This is a genomic window from Aeromicrobium endophyticum (assembly GCF_003586285.1).
In the GTDB taxonomy this organism is placed as follows: domain Bacteria; phylum Actinomycetota; class Actinomycetes; order Propionibacteriales; family Nocardioidaceae; genus Aeromicrobium; species Aeromicrobium endophyticum.
Genome location: NZ_QUBR01000001.1, coordinates 1,481,373 through 1,500,636, shown reverse-complemented (window position 1 = coordinate 1,500,636; position 19,264 = coordinate 1,481,373). Strand labels below are relative to the sequence as shown.

The window sequence follows — 19,264 nt, the reverse complement described above, 5'->3', positions numbered from 1 at the left end:
CCTCGTGATCGTTCATGGCACCAACAGGATCTTTCCGAAGTGGTCCGAGGCCTCGAGCCGTGCGTGGGCCGCGCCGGCCTGCGCGAACGGCACCACCGAGTCGACGACGGGACGGACACGTCCCTCGGCGACGGCCGGGAGCACGTGCTCGGCGACGGCTTGGAGGATGCTCGCCTTGTCCGCCGGCGACCGCGGGCGCAGCAGCGAGCCGGTGATGACCGCTCGCTTGCGCAGCACGTCGAGCAGGTCGAGCTCGCCCGTCGCCCCCGACTGGAGACCGATCACGGCGATCCGGCCGTCCGGCGCGAGGGCCGCGACATTGCGAGCGAGGTACGACGCCCCGACGATGTCGAGGATCATGTCGACCCCCCGTCCGGCGGTGCGCTCGTGCACGCCGGAGACGAAGTCCTCCGAGCGGTAGTCGATGCCCTCGTCCGCGCCGAGCTCGCGGCAGGCGTCGAGCTTGGCCCGTGACCCGGCTGTGACCAGCACCCGGGCACCGAGCATCGTCGCCACCTGGATCGCGATCGTCCCGATGCCGGAGCCGGCACCGTGCACCAGGAGGGTCTCGCCGCCACGGAGCCCGACCGGCGCGGTCAGGTTCGACCACACGGTCGCCAGGGCCTCCGGCAGCGCCGCCGCCTCGACCAGGTCGAGGCCTTCCGGCACGGCGAGCACGTGCGACTCGTGCACCGCCACGTGCGTCGCGTAGCCACCATCGGTCAGCAGGGCGCACACCCGATCGCCCACCCGCCACCGTCGCACGGCCTCGCCGGTCGCGGCCACCACACCGGACACCTCGAGGCCGGGGACCTGGGGCGCCGCCGTCGCGGTGAGCGAGGCGCCGCGTCGCTGGAGGGTGTCGGTGCGGTTCACGCCGGCCGCGGCCACCTCGACCAGGACCTCGTCCGGGCCGATCACCGGCTCGGGTGCCTCGACGAGCTCGAGCGTGGAGTCGTCGCCCTGCCCGGCGATCGTGATCGCCAGCATCAGCCCATCCTGCTGCCGCCGTTGACGTCGAGCGTCGCGCCGTTGACGAACGAGGCCTCCTCGGAGAGCAGGAAGGCGGCCATCGCGCCGATGTCGGCAGGTTGCCCGAGCCGGCCGACGGGGATCGAGCGTCGCCAGGTCTCGTTGACCTCGTCGCTGACGGCAGCCGCCATCGGGGTCTCGATGCGCCCCGGCGTGATCGCGTTCGCGGTGATGCCGAAGGGCCCGTACTCGTGCGCCACGGTGCGGGTCAGCCCGAGCAGCGCTGCCTTCGTCGCACCGTAGTGCGCGCCGGCGACGCGGGCCCCCGTGTGCGCCGCCTGCGACGACAGGTTCACGATGCGCCCCCAGCCACGCTCGCGCATCGGCTCGAGGACCGCGCGCAGCCCGTAGAAGGCACCGGTGAGGTTGATCCCGATGACACGATCCCACTCCTCGGCGGGGATGTCCGCGGTGACCAGCTTCGCGCCGTCGTGCTTGGGGGAGATCGCCGCGTTGTTGACCAGCGCGTCGACACCACCGACCCACCGCTCCGCCTCGGTGACGACCGCAGCCCAGTCGGGCTCGGACGCCACGTCGACCGGCAGCGTCCGCAGCTGCGAGGCGTGCTCGGTCCGTGCGGCGGCGAATCCTGCGAGCGCCTGCTCGTCGATGTCGGTGGCCAGGACGTTCCAGCCGGCTCGGAGCAGGCTGTCGGAGATGCCGGCCCCGATGCCACCGGCCGATCCCGTCACGACCGCGGCGCGGGTGCGTGTGGTCATCGCTGCTCCTCCTTGTTCTTCAGGGTCACGACACCGTCGAGCGCCATGACGCCGCCGGAGCCCGTGATCACCAAGGGGTTGACGTCGATCGACTCCACGGCCGGCGAGATCTCCGCGAAGGCACGCGAGAAGTCGCTGATGGCCGCCGCCAGGCGACTCTCGTCGGCGACCGGCAGCCCCCGCGTGCCGCGCAACAGCGCGACACCGCGCAGGGAGGCGACCATGCGGCGGGCCTCCCCCGGGTCGATCGGGGCCGGCCGCATCGCGACGTCGCGCAGCACCTCCGTGAAGATGCCGCCCAGGCCGACCACCACCACCGGCCCGAACGTCGGGTCGTGCGTCGCTCCGAGGATCAGCTCGGCACCGCCGGTCACGGACTCCTGCACCACGACGCTCCGCTCGGTGAGCTCGAGCCTGTCGGCGATCGCCAGCACCTCGGCGGCAGCGTCCTCGACGGCGTCGAGGTCGGCCAGGCCGAGCTTCACGCCGCCGATGTCCGACTTGTGCTCCACCTCGTCCGAGAGCAGCTTGAGCACGACGGGCAGGCCGATCTCGTCGGCCGCCGCGCGTGCCTCGGCCGGGCTCCTCGCCTCGATCTCCCGCGTGACGGGGATGCCGCTCTGGGCGAGCACCTTCTTGCTCTGCATCTCGTGGAGCATCGAGACACCGTCGTCGGCCATGGCGGCCAACCGGTCCTTCAGAACCGACAGCTCGGACGACGGTCCCGCCGGCGATGGCGCAGGGGGCTCGGCGAGGGCCCAGTCGGCCAGGGCCGCAGCCGCACGCATGGCGCGCACCGGGTCGGTGAACGTCGGCACACCCGCCGACGACAGGATCCGGCGCGGGTTGCCCGAGCCGCCGACCCAGGCCACGAGGATCGGCTTGTCCGACCCCGCCGCGACCTCGATGATCCGGTCGCACAGCCCGTCCTCCTCCATCTCGAGGTTGCCCAGGAGCACGATCGCGATGTCGGTCTCGGGATTGTCGAGGCAGAGCTGCAGACCGTCGGTCAGGATCTGCTGGTCCGCCGCGATCGCGCCGGTCGTGTCGATCGGGTTGCTGACCGGGGCGTACATCGGCAGGATCTCCGCCATCCGGCGCTGCCACGGCTGGTCCCACTCGAACACGTCGAGCCCCAGGTCCTCGGCGTAGTCGGTCATCAGGACGCCGGCACCGCCCGAGATCGTCATGATGCTCACCTTGCGGCCGCGGGGGATGCGGTTGGCCGCGAAGACGCGCCCGAAGTCGACCAGCTGCTCGACGTCCTCGGCGCGCTGCGCACCGTAGCGCTCGAGGATCCCGTCGAGGACCGCGTCGGAGCCGGCCAGGGCGCCCGTGTGAGAGGCCGCCGCGACGGCGCCGCGCTCGGACCGGCCCACCTTCATCAGCACCACGGGCACCCGCGCCCGCTGGGCCTTCTCGAGCGCCCGGCAGAACGCCTCGCCGTCACGCACGCCCTCGACGTACGCGAGCATCGCGCGGGTGGACCCCTCGTCCACCAACCCCTCCATCAGCTCGCCGAGCGCCAGGTCGGCCTCGTTGCCCGTGCTGAAGAAGCGCCCGACGCCGAGGCCGTCGCTCTGGGCCATGTTGAGGACGAAACCGCCCATGGCGCCGCTCTGGGAGACGAAGGCGACGCCGTCGTCGCGCAGGGCGAAGCGGTCCTGGTCGAGCCCGGTCATGAACGCCGTCGTGACGGCTTCTGCCGCCATGACCGCTCCGACCGAGTTCGGTCCGAGGAACCGCACGCCGGCGCGCTCTGCGACCGCCGCGAGCTCGGCCTGCTCCTGTGCGCCCTCGGCCCCCACCTCGGCGTACCCGGCCGCGAAGACGATCGCGAACCTGATGCCCTTGGCGCCGCACGCCTCGATGGCTGCGGCGACGGCGGCCTTCGGCAGCACGATCACGGCGACGTCCGGGACGGCCGGCAGCTGCTCGATCGACGCATACGCCGGCTCGCCCTGCACCGTCTCGCGGCTCGGGTTGACCGGGTAGATGTCGCCCTTGTACCCGTACTTGCGCAGGTACCTCATCGTGCGGCCAGACGCCTTGGCGCCGTTGTCGGACGCGCCGACGATCGTGATGGCGGTGGCGTGCAGCAACAGGCTGACCACCTCGGATGCCGTGCTTCTCGTGCTCACTTCGCCTCCAACAGCTCGGCGCCCATCTGGGCGCGCAGTTCGCGAGCGATCCCGAAGGACCGCTCCCATGACATGGCTCGCTGCAACCACAGGTGCAGGTCGTGCTCCCACGTGAAGCCGATGCCTCCGTGGAGCTGCAGGGCGGCGGCCCCGGCTCTCGATGCGGCCTCACTCGCCGCGGCCTTGGCCGCCCGCGCGGCCATCGCCGCTCCCGGGTCGCCGACGCCCACGCGGTAGCCGGCGTTCCAGGTGAGCGAGCGGGCCGCCTCGACCGCGACCGCGACATCGACCAGACGGTGCTTCAGCACCTGGAACTCGGCGAGCGGGCGGCCGAACTGCTGCCGCGTCAGGAGGTGCTCGCGGGTCAGGTCGACCAGCCGGTCGCACAGTCCCACGAGCAGAGCGGCTGTGCCCGCCGCACCGGCGGTGTCGATCAGCAGGGACGCTGCGGGGTCGACGGTGACCAGCGTGGAGTCGTCGAGCCGGTAGTCGCACTCCGCCAGCCGCCGGGACGGGTCGGCACCCGCCAGTGGGCGGGCGGTCACGCGCTGGGGCCGGACGAGATGGACCTCGTGGCCCGAGCGCACCAGCGTGACGTCCGCTGTGGCACCGTCGGGCACCCGCGCCCCCTCCGGACGCGCGGCGACGGCGACGATCGTGTCGCCCGCGGCGATCTGGGGCAGCCACTCCTGCTGGAGCGCTGGGGCGCCGAACCCGCTCAGCACCAGGGGTGCGACGACGGCCGTCTCGACCGCCGGCTCGGGCACGGCGTGGGTCCCGAGCTCGCCCAGCACCAGCACGAGATCGGTCAGCCGGCCGCCGGACCCACCGTGCGCCTCGTCGACCAGCGAGCCGGCCACCCCCAGACCGGCGAGCTCGCGCCACACCTCGTGGCGGTAGCCCTGGCCCTCGTCCCAGATCGTGCGCAGGCGCGACGGAGGGAGCTTGGCGTCGAGGAAGCGGCGCACCGCGGCTCCGAACGCGACCTGGTCCTCGTCGAACTCGAAATCCACTAGCGCCCCTTCGGCAGGCCGAGCCAGCGCTCGGCGATGATGTTGCGCTGGATCTCGTTGGACCCCGCGTAGATGTGTGCGGCACGGCCGAGCCAGTAGCGGTGCACGAAGCCACCGGGCGCGTCGGCCGGATCCAGCAGCTCGGCGTCGTCGCCGAGCATCTCGAGGCCGAGCTCGTGGATGCGGGTCTGCATCTCGCTCCACCAGAGCTTTCCCATCGACGACTGGATCCCGGGTCGTCGCCCCTTCGAGAGCTCGGTCAGCGTCCTCAAGGTCAGGTAGCGGTACGCCTCGATCTCCTCGTGGAACCGGCCGATCTCGGCCGCGATCCGCGGGTCGCGACGGCGCTCGGGCGGCACCAGGTCGATGACCTCGCCGAGCAGCCGCTCGAAGTGCGCGGCGGTGTTGAGGTTGCTGCTCCGCTCGTTGGTCAGCGCGACCATGGCGACCCGCCACCCGTCGTTCAGCTCGCCCACGACGTTCTCGAGCGGCACCTCGACGTCGTCGAAGTAGACCTCGGCGAACGACGAGCTGTGGTTCATCTGCCGGATGGGCCGCACGTCGACACCGGGGCTGTGCCGGTCGATCATCACGAAGGTGATGCCTCGGTGCTTGGGAGCCTCCGGGTCCGTGCGGACCAGGGCGAAGATCCAGTCGGCGAACTGCGAGTGCGAGGTCCAGATCTTCTGGCCGTCGACCCGGAGCCGGTCGCCGTCGACCACGCCACGCGTGCGCAACGAGGCGAGGTCGCTGCCCGCGCCGGGCTCGCTGAACCCCTGGCACCAGATCTCGTCGCAGGACAGCATGTTCGACAGCCAGCGCTCACGCTGGGCCTCGTCGCCGCACTCGATCAGGGTCGGCCCGGCCAGCCCGAGCGCCAGGCGGTTGAGCCGGTCGGGCGCACCGGCGGCGAGGTACTCGTCGTAGAAGATCGACGTCTCGATCGGGCCGAGGCCGCGTCCGCCGTGCTCGCGCGGCCAGTGGACCGCGGCGAGGCCGGCCTCGAACATCGTGCGCTCCCAGGAGCGGTGCTGCTCGAGACCCTCCGGCGTGCCGGGGCTCGCCAGTCGCTCGGTCGGGACGTGGGCGCGCAGCCACGTCCTGACCTCGTCCTGGAAGCTCGCCTGGTCCGGCGTCAGTGTCAGGTCCACGGACTAGCGGACGTCGTTCGTGGACGAGCCGGCGGACGCCTGGCCGAGCATCTGCTGGGTGATCTGCTCGACGCCCTCGACGTCCGCGATGTCGCGGTCGAAGCCGATCTCGCCGTGCCGCATGACCATCACGCGGTCGGCGAACCGCAGCGGCTGGTCGATCGACTGCTCCACCAGCAGGACGCCCATCCCCTCGGCGGTGCGACGCTTGAGGAAGGCCAGGATCTCGGGCACCAGCGAGAGCGCGAGGCCCATCGAGGGCTCGTCGCAGAGCATGTACTTCGGTCGGGCCACCCACGCCTGGACCAGGGCCAGCATCTGCTGCTGCCCTCCGGACAGGTCGCGCGCCGGCTGGCGACGCTTCTGACCGAGGATGTCGAAGACGCCGAAGGCCTCGTCGAAGATCTCCCGCTCGGGACGGCGCTGCTTGCGGGGCACGCTGATCTGTCCGAGCCGGATGTTGTCCTCGACGGAGGTCTCCGGGAACACGCGGTGACCCTGCATCACGAGGCGGACGCCGTGCCGAGCGACGCGCTCGGGCGTCCAGCCCGAGATGACGTCGTTCTCGGCCTCGACCGTGCCCGACTGCGGCTTGATCAGCCCCGCCATCGTGCTCAGCAGCGTCGTCTTGCCGGCGCCGTTCGGGCCGAGCAGCAGCGACAGCTGGCCGGGCTCGACGTGCAGCGAGACGTCGCGAAGCACTGTCATCCGGCCGTAGCCGGCACTCAGATCCTTAACCTGCAACATGGTCGACTCCGACGAAGAGATGGGCGATGGTCGTGCTGTTGCGGAGCTCCGCCGGCGTGCCGGAGGCGATCACTCGGCCGCCGTCGACGACGGTGATCGTGTCCGCGATGTTCCAGACCAGGTCGAGGTCGTGCTCGACGATCAGCACCGTGACCGTGGTGGTCTTGGCGACGTCGCGCAGCAGCTGGCCGAACTCGAGGCGCTCACCGTGCGAGAGACCGGCGGCCGGCTCGTCGAGCGCGACCAGGCTCGGCCCGGCGTGCAGGGCCCTGAGCACCTCGACGAACCGGCGCTGCCCGTGCGGGAGCACGCCGCTGTTCATGGTGTCCCACTCGGCGGCGTAGGCGGCGATGGCCTCCTCGAACCACTCGATCTGGTGCGCGGACCGACGACCGCAGTCGATGTTCTCCCAGACCGAGAGCGAGTCCAGGACCCGTGGTTGCTGGAAGGTCCGCCCGAGCCCGAGCCGGGCACGGGCGCTGGCCGACGTGGACGTGATGTCGCGGCCCTCGAGCTCGACGGTGCCGCTGTCGACCGAGATCAGGCCCGAGATCGCGTTGAGCAACGTGGTCTTGCCGGACCCGTTGGGCCCGACGATCGCGTGCACGGTGCCGCGCTCCACGGTCATCGACGCACCGTCGAGCGCCTTCACCGACCCGAAGCTGCGCCGCACGTCGTCGACGACGAGCAGAGGGGTACGGGCCTCGTCCGACTCCGAGACCTCGGCGCGAGGTGCGGCCGCCAGGATCGGAGCCAAGGAGATCAGGGTGCGGCTGCGGTCGTCGGAGCGCTTCGACAGCTTGCGCAGCAGGCGGTCCAGCCCGCCGGCGATCCCCTCGGGCATCACCAGCATGACGACGAGCACCAGCGTGCCGTAGATCAGCAGGCGGTAGTCCAGCAGACCGGCGAGCAGGTGGTCCGGGACGATGTAGAGCAGCACGACACCGAGGATCGGGCCCAGCACCTTGCCGGGACCGCCGACGATGACGACGAAGTACAGCATCACCGACAGCGCGAGGGTGAACGATCCCGAGCCGACGTACTGGATGACCCCGACGTAGCAGACGCCGGCCACCGACGCCGCGAACGACGACAGCGCGAACGCCTGCAGCCGGAGCTGACCGGGACGCAGCCCGACCGTCACCGCCGCCTCGGGGCTCTCGCCGGCCAGCAGCATGGCCCGACCGAAGCCGGACGACCGGAGGACGGCGCCGCCGAAGATCGCCAGCACGGCCAGCAGGGTCACGCCGATCGTCAGCCAGTTGAGCGACCCCACCAGGGGCTCGTTGATCCCGTCGAGGAACACGTTGACGCCGGTGAGCGCCTGGGTCTGGTCCTTGAACTTGATGATGAGGTCGGGCAGCGCCAGGGCACCTGCCAGGGTGACGAAGCCCAGGTAGTAGCTCTGCACCCGCAGCGAGGGCAGCGCCATGAGCATGCCGGTCACCATCCCGGCGGCCAGGCCGAGGCCCGCCGCGACGATCAGCGGCTTCTCCCACACCCCGTTCGCCAGAGCCGCGACGTAGGCCGCGACGCCCAGCACGGCTCCTTGCCCGAACGACATCTGCTCGGCCTGCGAGCGCAGGACGTCGAGCCCGACCGCCGCGATCACGTAGACCGCGGCGAGGAGCATGGCCTGCTGCCAGAACAGGTTGCCCATGAAGGTCGGGACCAGCGTGGCGGCAGCGATGAGCATCGTGCCGGCGACGAGATCCCTGCGCAGCTCACGGCGGATCAGCCGTGGCCGGGTCGAGTGCTTCGTTGACATGGCTACCTCACCTATACCCGTCGGGCGTGGGGACGCCCGAAGATTCCTTGGGGCCGGAGGAGCAGGACCGCGACGATGACGGCCAAGGCCGTGACCACCTGCAACCCGCCGCCCAGCTCGAACGAGACGTACATCATCAGCACGCCGAACAGGGGGCCGGCGATCAGCGCACCCTTGTTGTTTCCGATGCCGCCGATGACGGCGACGATGAAGCCGAAGATCACGTAGTTGGTGCCGCGGCTGCCCGAGATCTCGATCGCACTGGACCCGATGAACCCTGCCCCGGCGGTGATGGCCGCCGCGAGGCCGAACGCCAGCATCTGGAACTTCAGTGCCGGCACTCCCGCGGCCCGGGCCGCGTCGACGTCCTGGCTCAGGGCGTTGAGCGCCAGGCCGCTGAGGAAGGAGCTCTGGTACCAGCGCAGCCCGGCCCACACCACCAGCGCCAGGACCACCAGCATCGGGTAGACGCCGGGCACCCGGCCGTCCGGCAGCGGCACGAACCCGAAGTAGTTGGGCACGTTGACGACCTGCGGACCGATCCACAGGGTGATCAGGGCGCCCAGGACGATCGATCCGGCGATGGTGGTGGCCACCCAGGAGTGGCTGCCACCATCGCGCCGCATCGGGATCAGCGTGATGAGACCCTGGATCATCCCGACCACGGCGGTCGCCACCAGGACGGCGACCAGCGTGAGGTACCACATCGGGGACGCGGTGCCGGCGCCGTCCGGCATCCACAGGTAGGTGCAGACGCCTGCCGTGACCAGCAGGTGACCCTGCGCGAAGTTCAGCACCCCCGTCGCGTTGTACGCCAGGTTCAGGCTCATGGCGATCAGCGCGTACAAGGAGCCGACGCCGGCGCCGCGGATCAGGATGACCAGGATCTCGTTCATGACAGTGGTTCCCTCAGGTTCCGGATCAGCAGCCGTCGATGCGCTGGATGATGCCCGGCACGACCTCGGTGCCGGCGTTGACGAGGGTCAGCGAGTCGGGGTCCATCAGGAAGCGGCTGTCGTCACTCAGCGCGTAGGCGTTGTGCACGAGCGGCTGCTTCTTGGCGGCCGCGGTCTCGTTCTTGGCCAGCCAGCTGGTGACCTTCTTCGCGTCCGTCGACTTCGAGCCCTCGATGCCGGCCTTCAGCAGCCACAGGGCATCGCGGAACGAGGCGATGTTGTCGAAGGCGGCACCGGTCGTGCGCTTCTCGCCGTACGTCTTCTTGACCTCGGCGATGAAGTCGGTGGCCTCGGTGCGGACGTCGCTCGTCGAGCAGGCGCTGAACGCAGGCCAGCTGACGGAGACGAAGTTCTTGTAGGCATCCGGACCGGCGACGGCCTTGGCCTGCCCCGCATAGGTCGTCGCGTAGCTGCCGACGACCGGCACGTCCAGGTTGGCGTCGCGCATCGCCTGCACGAGCAGCCCGGTGTCGTTGCCGGTCTGGGGGAAGGCGAGCACGACGTCCGGGTTGCCCTTCTTGAGCGCCAGGACCTGCGAGCTGAGGTCGGTGACCGGGATGTCGTACTCCTGGCCGGCCGACTCCTCGACGCCCTTGACCTTGAGCTGCTTCTCGATCGCCTCTCGGCCGACCTTGCCCTGGGTGCCGGAGTAGCTGATGACGGCGACCTTCTTCGCGCCGTACTCGCTGACGGCGTAGTCGACCATCTTCTGACCCTGGTACTCGGCGTTGAGCAGCATGCCGAACGAGTACGGGGCGACCTTCGGGTCGAGCTTGCTGCCGGCGCCGTTGATGGAGGGGATGTTGGCCCGGCTGAGGGCCGGGAGGGTCGCCAGCGTCTCGTCGCTGGTCATCGGGCCGACGACGAGGTCGACCTTCTCCTCGTTGATGAGCCGGTTCGTGGCAGTCACGGCCTTGGCCGGGTCGAGCTCGGTGTCGACGAAGACCGCCTTGACCTTGCGGCCGTCGATGCCGCCGTCCGCGTTGATCTGCTTCACGGAGAGCTCGACGCCCATCCGGTCCCAGTCCGCGGTGCCGGCCGCGGGGCCGGTGATCCCGAGCGGGACCCCGACCTTGATGGGTCCCGAGCCGCCGCCGCTACCGCTGCCGCCACCACAGGCCGCCGTGGTGCCAAGCAGCACCAACCCGGTGACAAAGGCTGCGCCCCGCTTCGAACGAGTGAAGATCGTCATGCCCGTCTCTTTCCTGCTAATCATAGTTATCTAAGTGATCTTAGTGAGCATCCTGCCGTGATGGCGGTCACACGTCAAGCGTTCGCCCGGAATTTCGGGCGAAGCATGCGGCGACCAGCCACCCCGCGGTGCCGGTGGGTCTACCGCAGCGCCAGGGCGTTGGCCGGAGACCCGATGCCGCCGCTGAGGTTCCACGGCGCCGAGACCAGCAGGCTGTCCCAGCGGCCCTCCGCGGCGCAGTCGTCGGCCAAGGCGTCCAGCCACCACATCTCGCCCCAGGGCATGCCGAGCCGGACCAGGGTCCGGTGGTGCAGCAGCTCGGTGCCGAGCGGCATCGACTCGACGCTGATGTTGTCCGCCGCAGCCGCGCTGATGCCGTGGTCCCACAGGTACTCGGCCATCTCCGCGCAGGCCTCGAGGCCGGGCGAGTCATGCCGCGTGCGCACGTCGTGACGCTCCTCGGTGCTCGCCGCGAGGTATCCGGCCCACCACCCGGTGCGCAGCAGCAGGACGTCGCCCCGTTGCCACTCGATGCCCTGCGCCAGCCGGGTGTCGTCGAGCTCGCGGACCGAGATCGGGCGCGACGTGTGCCAGTGCAGCTGCTCGCCGCGGGTGCGCAGGAAGCGCTCGACGTCCAGCAGCACACCGCGCCCGGCGATCCCTCGCCGCGCCCAGTTCTCGACGCCGAGGCGCTCGGGCGGCTGGTGGTTGTACGAGCCGATCTCGGGGTCGCTGATGTGCAGGAACCCGTCCCACTGCGACGAGCTCTGCGGATAGAAGTTGTCGACCCAGTCGTCGCGGTTGCCCATCTTCGTGCGGAAGACGTGGTGCCGGAACGGCTCACGGTCGAACAGGGGAGGGTCGGGCAGCTCCATCGGGGCGTTCAGGCTGAAGACCTTGCCGCTCCTGATCGACGCAGCAGCACTCAGCACGGCTTCCGGGGTCTGGAGGTTCAGCGTCCCGAGGACGTCGTCGTCGCCGAAGACGCCTCGGGCGTCACCGGCAGGAAGGTCTCGATAGGGCACGGTCATGGCAGGTGTCACCTCTGCAGAAGGGCGTGCGGGCACGCGGGCACGCACCCGTGAGGGATGCGAGCAGGGTCGCGAGACCGACCGCCGAGGATGGTTCGCGTGGGTGCCGCCGGAGGGCGGCGGGGATCACCGCGTGGTGGCGGCGGTCTTCTCCGGGATCGTCGGGACACCGTCGATGTGGTTGTCCCGCAGGTACTGGTCGTACGTCGCGAGGTGGCGACGCATCGCGTCCTCGGCCGCGTCGGCGTCACGGGCCACGATCGCCTTCGCGATCTCGACGTGGTCGTGGGTGCCGCCGTCCGGCAGCTCGGACTCGATGAGGTCGTAGCGGTAGTGCCCGGCGGCCGAGTCGTGGAGCGCCTTGAGCGTCATCTCGAACACCTTGTTGCCGCACGCAGCCGTGAGCAGGGCGTGGAACTCCGCCAGGCGCACCGCGTCGAAGTCTCCGTTGGCGATCTTGGCGATCTGCTCCAGCTGCACCTCCGTCGCGTTGATCGCGGCGAGCCGGGCCACCCGCGGCTCCAGCAGCGACCGGAACTCCGAGGCCTCGCCGAGCGTCGTGTCGCTGAAGCGGAACAGCATCGCCATCGCGTCGCTCACCTGCGAGATGTCCGTGTGCCGCACGAAGATGCCGCCCGTCGGGCCACGCCTGATCTCGACCAGGCCGTCGCGCTCCAGCACGCGCAGCGCCTCGCGGACCGTCACCCGCCCCAAGCCGTACTGCTCCATCAGCTCGGTCTCGTTCGGGAGCCGCGTGCCGACCGGCAGGCGATGGAAGAGGATCCGCTCGCGGATCTCCGCGATGACGACGTCCGACGCCTTCGGGATCCGCACTCGATTCGTCGCCATTGCTCATGCTCCTTGTCGCGCCGCGCAACGCAGGCCCCTGACACCCGCTGCCCGCCGAGATGTTGACGTGTCCGGACGGACTCATACGAGCAGGTCCACCGGGTACGGAAACCTTACGCCAACGCCGCCGTCGACCAGAACGGCCTGTCCGTTGACGTGCGACGACAGGTCGGTGGCCAGGAACGAGATGACGCCGGCGACGTCGCTGGGCTCGCCCAGGCGGCCCGTCGGGGTGTTCTCGGCGAAGACGTCCCGGTTCGCCTCGCCGATCGCGGTGCCCATGCGCTCGGTCCAGATGACACCCGGAGCCACCGCGTTGACGCGGATGCCCTTGGGGCCGAGCTCGACGGCGGCCGTCTTCACCAGCGACAGCAGGGCCGCCTTGTGAGCGCCGTACGCGCCGTGGTGCTGGGTGCCGTACGTCGAGCTGATGGACGCCACGAACACCAGGGTGCCGCCGCCGGCCTCGGCCAGCGCAGCGCCCCCGAGCTCGACCGTCAGGACGGCGTGACGCAGGTTGACCCGCTCGCTGCGGGCCCACATCTCGTCGGTGTGCTCGTCCAGGTTGCCGAAGGTCGCCATGCCGATGATGTCGACGATCGTGCCCAGGCGGTGCTCGGACCGGGCAGCTGCCGCGAGGATCTCGGCGACCCCGTCGCGCTCGCACGCGTCGGCCACGACGGCCGTGCCGCCGACCTCGTGCGCGACGGTCTCCGCCCGCTCGCGGTCGAGGTCGACGCAGATGACGCTGGCGCCGACCTGCGCCAGGGCATGGGCCGTCTGGCGGCCGATGCCGTGACCTGCGCCGATGACGATCGCGCAGGTTCCGGCCAGCGAGGCCTTGGCTGCGTAGTCGGCGATGGGGCTGTTGTCGAGACTCACGCTCGTCCTGCTTCCGTGAAAGGTGGTGCCGGCCGCGGAACCGTTCCGCGACCCGTGATCAGTAGGTCGTCCGGCCGCCGCTGGCGTCGATGACGGACGCGGTGGTGAAGCTGCACCGCGGGCTCGAGGCCCAGCGGATGATCTCGGCGACCTCTTCGGGCTCGCCGATGCGTCCCATCGGGATCTTCGCCGCGAGCCGCTGGATGTGCTCGGGCGTCGTCCGCATGGCCAGCGGCGTGCGGATCACGCCCGGGGTGACCGCGTTCGCGATGACCCCCGTGCCGGCCAGCTCCTTGCCGAGCGACTTGGTCATGCCGATGGCTGCCGCCTTGGCCGACGAGTAGGCGCTGCTGCCGGTGTTGCCCTCCTTGCCCGCCACGCTCGCCACGTTGACGATCCGGCCGTAGCCGCGCTCGATCATCGCCGGCACGAAGGCCCGGCACATCAGGTAGGTGCCGAAGAGGTTGACCCGCCACATCTTCTCGAAGATCTCGGGCGGGGTCTCCCACAACGTCATCGCCTCGGCGTTGACGCCGGCGTTGTTGACCAGGATGTCGATCCGTCCGCCGTCGGCGAGCACGGTGCCGGCCAGGGAGTCGACGTCGTCCTGCGACGCGATGTCGACGAGCTCGCTGCGGACGTCGTGCCCGGCAGCGGTCAGCTCGGCGACCGCAACGGCCGACGCGGCCGCGTCGCGGTCGACGATCACCACGCGGGCCCCGTCCTCGCAGAGGAGCTTGACCGTGGCCAGGCCGATGCCGCTGGCGCCGCCCGTGACGACCGCGACCTGCCCGGCGAGCAGCGCGCCCTCGCTCATGACCAGCTCCACTCGGGCTCGCGCTTCTCGAGGTAGGCGCTCATCGCCTCGCGCGAGTCGTTCAGGTGCCCCAGGCGGTTCGTGTAGTCCCACTCGGTGCGGTACTGCCGCTCGACCTCGTCGCCCTCGATGCGCACGATCGACTCCTTGGCCATGCGGATCGCGAGCGGGCTCTTCGACGCGATCTCGGCCGCCAGCTGCTGGGCGACGGGCAACGCCTGCCCGTCGGGGACGACCTCCTCGACGGCGCCGAGCCGGTACATGTCCGCAGCGGTCACGGGTCGGCCCGTGAACAGCATCATCCGGGCCTTGTGCGGACCCAGCAGGCGCAGGGCCTTGCTGCCGCCGCCGAGCAGGCCGACGTTGATCTCGGTGAGCGCGAAGGTGGCGCGCTCGGCGGCGATGATGAGGTCGCAGACTCCCAGCAGCCCGAAGCCGGCACCGATCGCGGGGCGCTCCACCGCGGCGATGACGGGGACGGCCGCGTGGCGGATGACGTGCTGGGTCGCCCGCCACTGCCAGCCCGGGTTGACCTGCGCCTGGAGCGAGTCGCCGGCCGGCCCGTCGGCCGCCACCTCCTTGAGGTCGATCCCTCCGCAGAAGGCACGGTCGCCGGCCGCCGCGAGCACGACGGCGCCGACGCTCTTGTCCTCGGCCAGACCTCCGAAGACCGAGGAGAGCTCGTGCTGCATCTCCAAGGTCACCGCGTTGACGGGCGGACGGTCGATCGTGACCGTGACCACCCGGTCGTGCTGCTCGACGACGAGCGTGTTCATGGATTCCTCTTTTCGGATCTGTTCGCGACGGACGGCCGGCGAGGTCAGGAGATGGTGAAGGCGTCGGGGTCGAAGGACGACACCCGGTCGTAGTACTCCTCGTTGCGGAACGGCCAGTGGACGATCTGGCGACCGTCCTTGACGTAGTAGTTCTTGTCGGCCGGCGCCTCGCCCTGCCAGATGAGGTTGTCGTGGGCGGCGTCGACCTCCGACTGGTAGTCGTCGAAGACCTCCCGCCGGAGCTCGAACGACCGGGCGCCGTTCTCGAGGAGGTGGACCACGCCCTCGGCGGCGTACCGCGACCAGATCTCGCTCCAGGTGACGAACGCGCCCGAGCGGGGCTGGGCGTTCGGGCCGTAGAAGACGAACAGGTTGGGGAATCCGGGCAGGGTCATCCCGAGGTAGGCACGTGGGCCGTCCTTGGACCAGAGGTCCTGCAGGTGCACGCCGTCCGACCCGGTGTACTCGGTCGGGTAGAGGTACTTGCTCACGTCGAACCCGCTCGCGAACACGATCGCGTCGACCTCGAGCCGGCGACCGTCCTTGGTGACGATCGCACCGGCCTCGATGTGGTCGATGCCCTCGGCGACGAGGTCGACGTCCGGGCGCAGCAGCGTGTCGTACCAGCCGCTGTCGACGACGAGCCGCCGCGCGAGCGGGGCGTAGTCGGGGGTGACCTTCTCGATCAGGTCGGGCCGGTCGGCCAGCTTCTCGCCGATGTAGGCCGTGAGCGCCGCGCGGAGGCCGTCGTTGCGCTCGCTGATGAGCCCGCCGCCGGCCTGCCACTCGCGGTCGTACTCCTGGGCCAGCTGCATCCCGTTGGTCGTGACCTGCGTGTGGAAGCAGTACCAGTTCCAGTAGTAGGGGACGTTGTCGAAGAGCCAGCGGATCTCCGGCGTGATGCGGTCGCGGTAGCCCTCCATCGGGGAGATCCACTGCGGCGTGCGCTGCAGGACGAACAGCTTCTCGGCGCGGTCGGCGAGCCACGGGGTGAGCTGGACGCCGGTCGACCCGTTGCCGATCACCGCGACGACCTTGCCGCTCGGGTCGAAGGAGGAGTCCCACGCCGTGGTGTGGAAGAAGTCGCCCTGGAAGTCCTCGACGCCCGGGATGTCCGGCAGTCGAGGCGTGGAGAACTGGCCTGCGGCGCTGACGATCACGCTGGCGGTCGCCTGGCGCTCGGTGCCGTTCGGGCTGCGGAGCGTGAGCGTCCACGACGACGTCTCGTCGTCGAACGTCGCTCCCTCGAGCGATGAGTTGAACTGGATGTGCTCGGTCACGCCGAAGGTGTCGGCGGTGTGCTGGACGTACTTCTTCACCTCGTCCGCGGCCGCGAAGTACTCCGACCACGGGTAGTTCTTGATGAACTTGAACTGGTAGAGGAAGCTGCTGGTGTCGACCCTGGCGTCGGGGTAGCTGTTGACCTGCCACGTGCCGCCGGCCGCGGACTCCCGCTCGTACACGTCGTAGGGGATGCCGAGACGCTCGAACTGCACCGCGGCGGCGATGCCGCTGGGGCCCGCGCCGATGATCGCGACCGAGAAGTCCTCGGGGATCGACGGCTTCTCACCGTGCCAGACGGCCTCACGGGGGAACTCGTCGAAGGCGAGCTCTTCCCGGCCGTGACGGAACGCGACCTCGTCCGGGACGACGGCGGTCATCATCTGCATCATCGACCGCAGGTCGTCGTCGTTCGGCAGCTCGCGCTCACGAGCGACATCGCCCGAGACGAGGAGCTCGACGGCCTTGCGCCGGATCACCTCGGCGTGGCGCTCGTCGACGATCGGCGAGTGGAAGGCCCCGCCACGCTTGGGCTCCTGGTTGACCTGCATGTCAGCGAGCTCGGGGTCGCGGGTCAGCTGGTAGAGAGCCATGCGCAGCACGCTGGGATTCGCCTGGGCGACGGCTGCCTCGACCTGGGAGCGCTCGACACGGAGGGACATAGATTCCTTTCACTGCTAACTACGTAATGATAGCTAAGATAGCGGTGATCCACGTCACCGTCAACGGTCACGCCGCCGACCACACGGCTCCGGGCACGCAGAGATCGGTCTTCGTCCGCGCTGGCGGGGACAAAGACCGATTCCTCGGCCGATCAGAGGATCAGCGGCCGGTGAGGCGGTCGCCCAGGCGAGCCAGGCGGCTCGGGCGGGCGAGGCCGCGCCCCTCGCGGCGGTCGGCCTCGCGATACAGGCCGTACATCGCCCGCACGCCCAGCCAGCGCAGCGGCTCCGGCTCCCACCGACGGACCCGCCGGTCGACCCACGGCAGGTGCGTCAGGTCGGTGTCGCGGGCCAGCGCCAGGTCGGCGAGCGTCCGACCGGCCAGGTGGGTGGTGGTGAGCCCGCTGCCGACGTAGCCGCCGGCCCACCCCAGCCCCGTCGACGGGTCGAAGCCGACGCTCGCGCACCAGTCGCGCGGGACGCCGAGCACGCCGCACCACGCGTGGTCGATGCGGGACGAGCGCGTGGCCGGGAACATCCCGTGCAGGATGTCGGTCAGTGACGACACGGTCCAGTCCTGGGTCTGCCCGTCGACGTCGGTGCGCGAGCCGAAGCGGTACGGGATGCCGCGCCCGCCGAGGGCGATGCGACCGTCCGCGGTGCGCTGGGCGTAGCAGTAGGCGTTGGCGCTGTCGCCCAGCAGCTCGGCGCCCGACCACCCGATGTCGTCCCACGCGGCGTCGGACAGCCGCTCGGTCACGATCATCGCCGAGTTCATCGGCAGCCACGACCGCCGCTGTCCGGGAAGGGACGCGGTGTAGCCCTCGAGGCAGCGCAGCACCCGCGGCGCACGCACCCGCCCGCGGCTCGTCGTGACGACGCCCGGCTCGATGCGCGTGACCCGGGTGCGCTCGAGGATGCGGACGCCGCGACGCTCGGCGGCCTCGGCGACACCCGCGACCAGCTTGGCGGGCTGCACGCGGGCGCAGTGCGGGCTGAACACCCCGCCGAGCACGCCCTCGACCCGCACCCTCTCGCCGACCTGCTCGGGAGTCAGCTCGGCCTGGTGATCGGCGCCGATGCCCCACGCGAGGTCGTCGGCGAGACCCTCCCGCATCCGGACGAGCTGTGCCGGCGAGCGGGCGACGTACAGCACGCCGTTCTTGACGACGTCGGCGTCGATGCCCTCCGATCGGCAGACCTCCAGGACGTCGTCGACCGACTGCTCCATCGCGGACACGAGAGCCGTGACGCCCTCGCGACCGTGCGTCGCCGCGTACCGCTGCTTGCTGCCCGACAGCTCGGCCGACAACCATCCGCCGTTGCGTCCCGACGCGCCGAATCCGGCGAACTCGGCCTCGAGCACCACGACGTCGAGCGTCGGGTCGAGACCGGCCAGGGCGTAGGCCGTCCATAACCCGCTCAGCCCTCCGCCGACGATGCACACGTCGCAGTCGAGGTCGCCGTCGAGCGCCTCGCGCGGCGCGGGCCGACCGGCCTGGTGCCACCAGAACGAGACGTCGCCGTTGATCACGTCCTCATGCTGGCACGGTCAGGGCGCACCGTCCGTCATGTCCGGTAGGACAGAATGTGGGCATGTCCGTGCGCACCCCTGACCCGAATCCCGGCTGGCTCCCCGAGTTCGCGCTCGACGAGACGCGCGCGCGGGTGCCGATCCTGTACGTCGAGGCCGTCCCGGTCCGCGTCGACTCGCACGGCACGGTCGAGCACATCGGCGTGCTGCTGCGCGGCTCGTCCACGACCGGCGAGATGACCCGCACCCTGGTGTCGGGGCGCGTGCTGCACGGCGAGTCGGTGCGCGACGCACTGCTGCGCAACCTCGAGAAGGACCTCGGCCCCACGGCGTTCCCGCAGCTGCCGACGTCGGTCGTCCCGTTCACGGTCGCCGAGTACTTCCCCTTCCCGGGCGTCACGCCGCTGCACGACCCCCGCCAGCACGCGGTCGCGCTCGCGTACGTCGTGCCGGTCACCGGCGAGTGCAATCCGCGCCAGGACGCGCTCGAGCTGACGTGGCTCACGCCCGAGGAGGCCGCGCACCCCGACGTGCTGGCCGACATGGAGGGCGGACGCGGCACGCTGCTCAAGCAGGCGCTGGCCCACCTGGGCGTCCTCGGCGCCTGACAGCCCGCTCGGCCCGCCCCGACCCGTAGGAGCGGTGGGGGGGGGGGCCATACCGGGGCAGGGGGGGGCGCCCAGGGACCCCGCGCGGCCGGGGGCCGAGGAGTG

The 19,264-nt window shown here is 70.6% G+C and carries 17 protein-coding genes; 1 reads left to right on the top strand and 16 read right to left on the bottom strand.

Annotation, left to right across the window (positions count from 1 at the left end; genetic code table 11):
* Positions 1-12: 12 nt before the first annotated feature.
* From DX116_RS07340 to DX116_RS07265, 16 genes are all read right to left on the bottom strand, one after another.
* On the bottom strand, positions 13-990 hold the full coding sequence (locus DX116_RS07340) for an NAD(P)H-quinone oxidoreductase (RefSeq protein WP_119703468.1): 978 nt from the start codon (positions 988-990) through the stop codon (positions 13-15).
* A complete protein-coding gene (locus tag DX116_RS07335) occupies positions 990-1,751 on the bottom strand; it encodes an SDR family NAD(P)-dependent oxidoreductase (protein WP_119703467.1) in 762 nt (253 codons plus the stop codon). The genes DX116_RS07340 and DX116_RS07335 overlap by 1 nt, the downstream gene beginning before the upstream one ends.
* Positions 1,748-3,892: an acetate--CoA ligase family protein gene (locus DX116_RS07330; protein ID WP_158591930.1), complete on the bottom strand. Its 2,145-nt coding sequence runs from the start codon at positions 3,890-3,892 to the stop codon at positions 1,748-1,750. Before DX116_RS07330 ends, DX116_RS07335 begins: the two co-directional genes overlap by 4 nt.
* A complete protein-coding gene (locus DX116_RS07325) occupies positions 3,889-4,905 on the bottom strand; it encodes an acyl-CoA dehydrogenase family protein (RefSeq protein WP_158591929.1) in 1,017 nt (338 codons plus the stop codon). Before DX116_RS07325 ends, DX116_RS07330 begins: the two co-directional genes overlap by 4 nt.
* Positions 4,905-6,056, bottom strand: a complete 1,152-nt coding sequence (locus DX116_RS07320) for an acyl-CoA dehydrogenase family protein (RefSeq protein WP_119703464.1) — start codon at positions 6,054-6,056, stop codon at positions 4,905-4,907. Before DX116_RS07320 ends, DX116_RS07325 begins: the two co-directional genes overlap by 1 nt.
* A 3-nt stretch (positions 6,057-6,059) precedes the next feature.
* Positions 6,060-6,764, bottom strand: coding sequence for an ABC transporter ATP-binding protein (locus DX116_RS07315; RefSeq protein ID WP_158591928.1), 705 nt, complete (start codon positions 6,762-6,764; stop codon positions 6,060-6,062).
* 25 nt (positions 6,765-6,789) lie between these two features.
* The gene (locus DX116_RS07310) at positions 6,790-8,571 is read right to left on the bottom strand and encodes a branched-chain amino acid ABC transporter ATP-binding protein/permease (protein ID WP_119703462.1); all 1,782 of its coding nucleotides are present in this window, start codon (positions 8,569-8,571) and stop codon (positions 6,790-6,792) included.
* Positions 8,572-8,582: 11 nt separating this feature from the next.
* Entirely contained in the window at positions 8,583-9,467 is an 885-nt protein-coding gene (locus tag DX116_RS07305) for a branched-chain amino acid ABC transporter permease (protein WP_119703461.1), read from the bottom strand.
* 25 nt (positions 9,468-9,492) lie between these two features.
* Complete coding sequence (locus tag DX116_RS07300) at positions 9,493-10,719, bottom strand: ABC transporter substrate-binding protein (RefSeq protein WP_158591927.1); 1,227 nt, start codon at positions 10,717-10,719, stop codon at positions 9,493-9,495.
* 140 nt (positions 10,720-10,859) lie between these two features.
* Positions 10,860-11,750 (bottom strand): cyclase family protein, encoded by an 891-nt coding sequence (locus tag DX116_RS07295; protein ID WP_119703459.1) that lies wholly within the window; start codon positions 11,748-11,750, stop codon positions 10,860-10,862.
* Positions 11,751-11,876: 126 nt separating this feature from the next.
* Positions 11,877-12,599 carry a FadR/GntR family transcriptional regulator gene (locus DX116_RS07290; protein ID WP_119703458.1) on the bottom strand — a complete coding sequence of 241 codons (723 nt, stop codon included), beginning with the start codon at positions 12,597-12,599 and terminating at the stop codon, positions 11,877-11,879.
* 81 nt (positions 12,600-12,680) lie between these two features.
* The gene (locus DX116_RS07285) at positions 12,681-13,481 is read right to left on the bottom strand and encodes an SDR family NAD(P)-dependent oxidoreductase (RefSeq protein ID WP_119703457.1); all 801 of its coding nucleotides are present in this window, start codon (positions 13,479-13,481) and stop codon (positions 12,681-12,683) included.
* A 58-nt stretch (positions 13,482-13,539) separates the two neighbouring features.
* On the bottom strand, positions 13,540-14,298 hold the full coding sequence (locus DX116_RS07280; protein ID WP_119704181.1) for an SDR family NAD(P)-dependent oxidoreductase: 759 nt from the start codon (positions 14,296-14,298) through the stop codon (positions 13,540-13,542).
* Positions 14,295-15,074 carry an enoyl-CoA hydratase-related protein gene (locus tag DX116_RS07275; protein WP_119703456.1) on the bottom strand — a complete coding sequence of 260 codons (780 nt, stop codon included), beginning with the start codon at positions 15,072-15,074 and terminating at the stop codon, positions 14,295-14,297. The genes DX116_RS07280 and DX116_RS07275 overlap by 4 nt, the downstream gene beginning before the upstream one ends.
* A 44-nt stretch (positions 15,075-15,118) precedes the next feature.
* Positions 15,119-17,017, bottom strand: coding sequence for a flavin-containing monooxygenase (locus DX116_RS07270; RefSeq protein ID WP_119703455.1), 1,899 nt, complete (start codon positions 17,015-17,017; stop codon positions 15,119-15,121).
* Between the two features lie 160 nt (positions 17,018-17,177).
* Entirely contained in the window at positions 17,178-18,551 is a 1,374-nt protein-coding gene (locus DX116_RS07265; RefSeq protein WP_119703454.1) for an NAD(P)/FAD-dependent oxidoreductase, read from the bottom strand.
* 62 nt (positions 18,552-18,613) lie between these two features.
* On the opposite strand from DX116_RS07265, the gene DX116_RS07260 reads away from it, so the two are divergent.
* Positions 18,614-19,159: an NUDIX hydrolase family protein gene (locus DX116_RS07260; RefSeq protein ID WP_119704180.1), complete on the top strand. Its 546-nt coding sequence runs from the start codon at positions 18,614-18,616 to the stop codon at positions 19,157-19,159.
* The last annotated feature ends 105 nt before the right edge of the window (positions 19,160-19,264 follow it).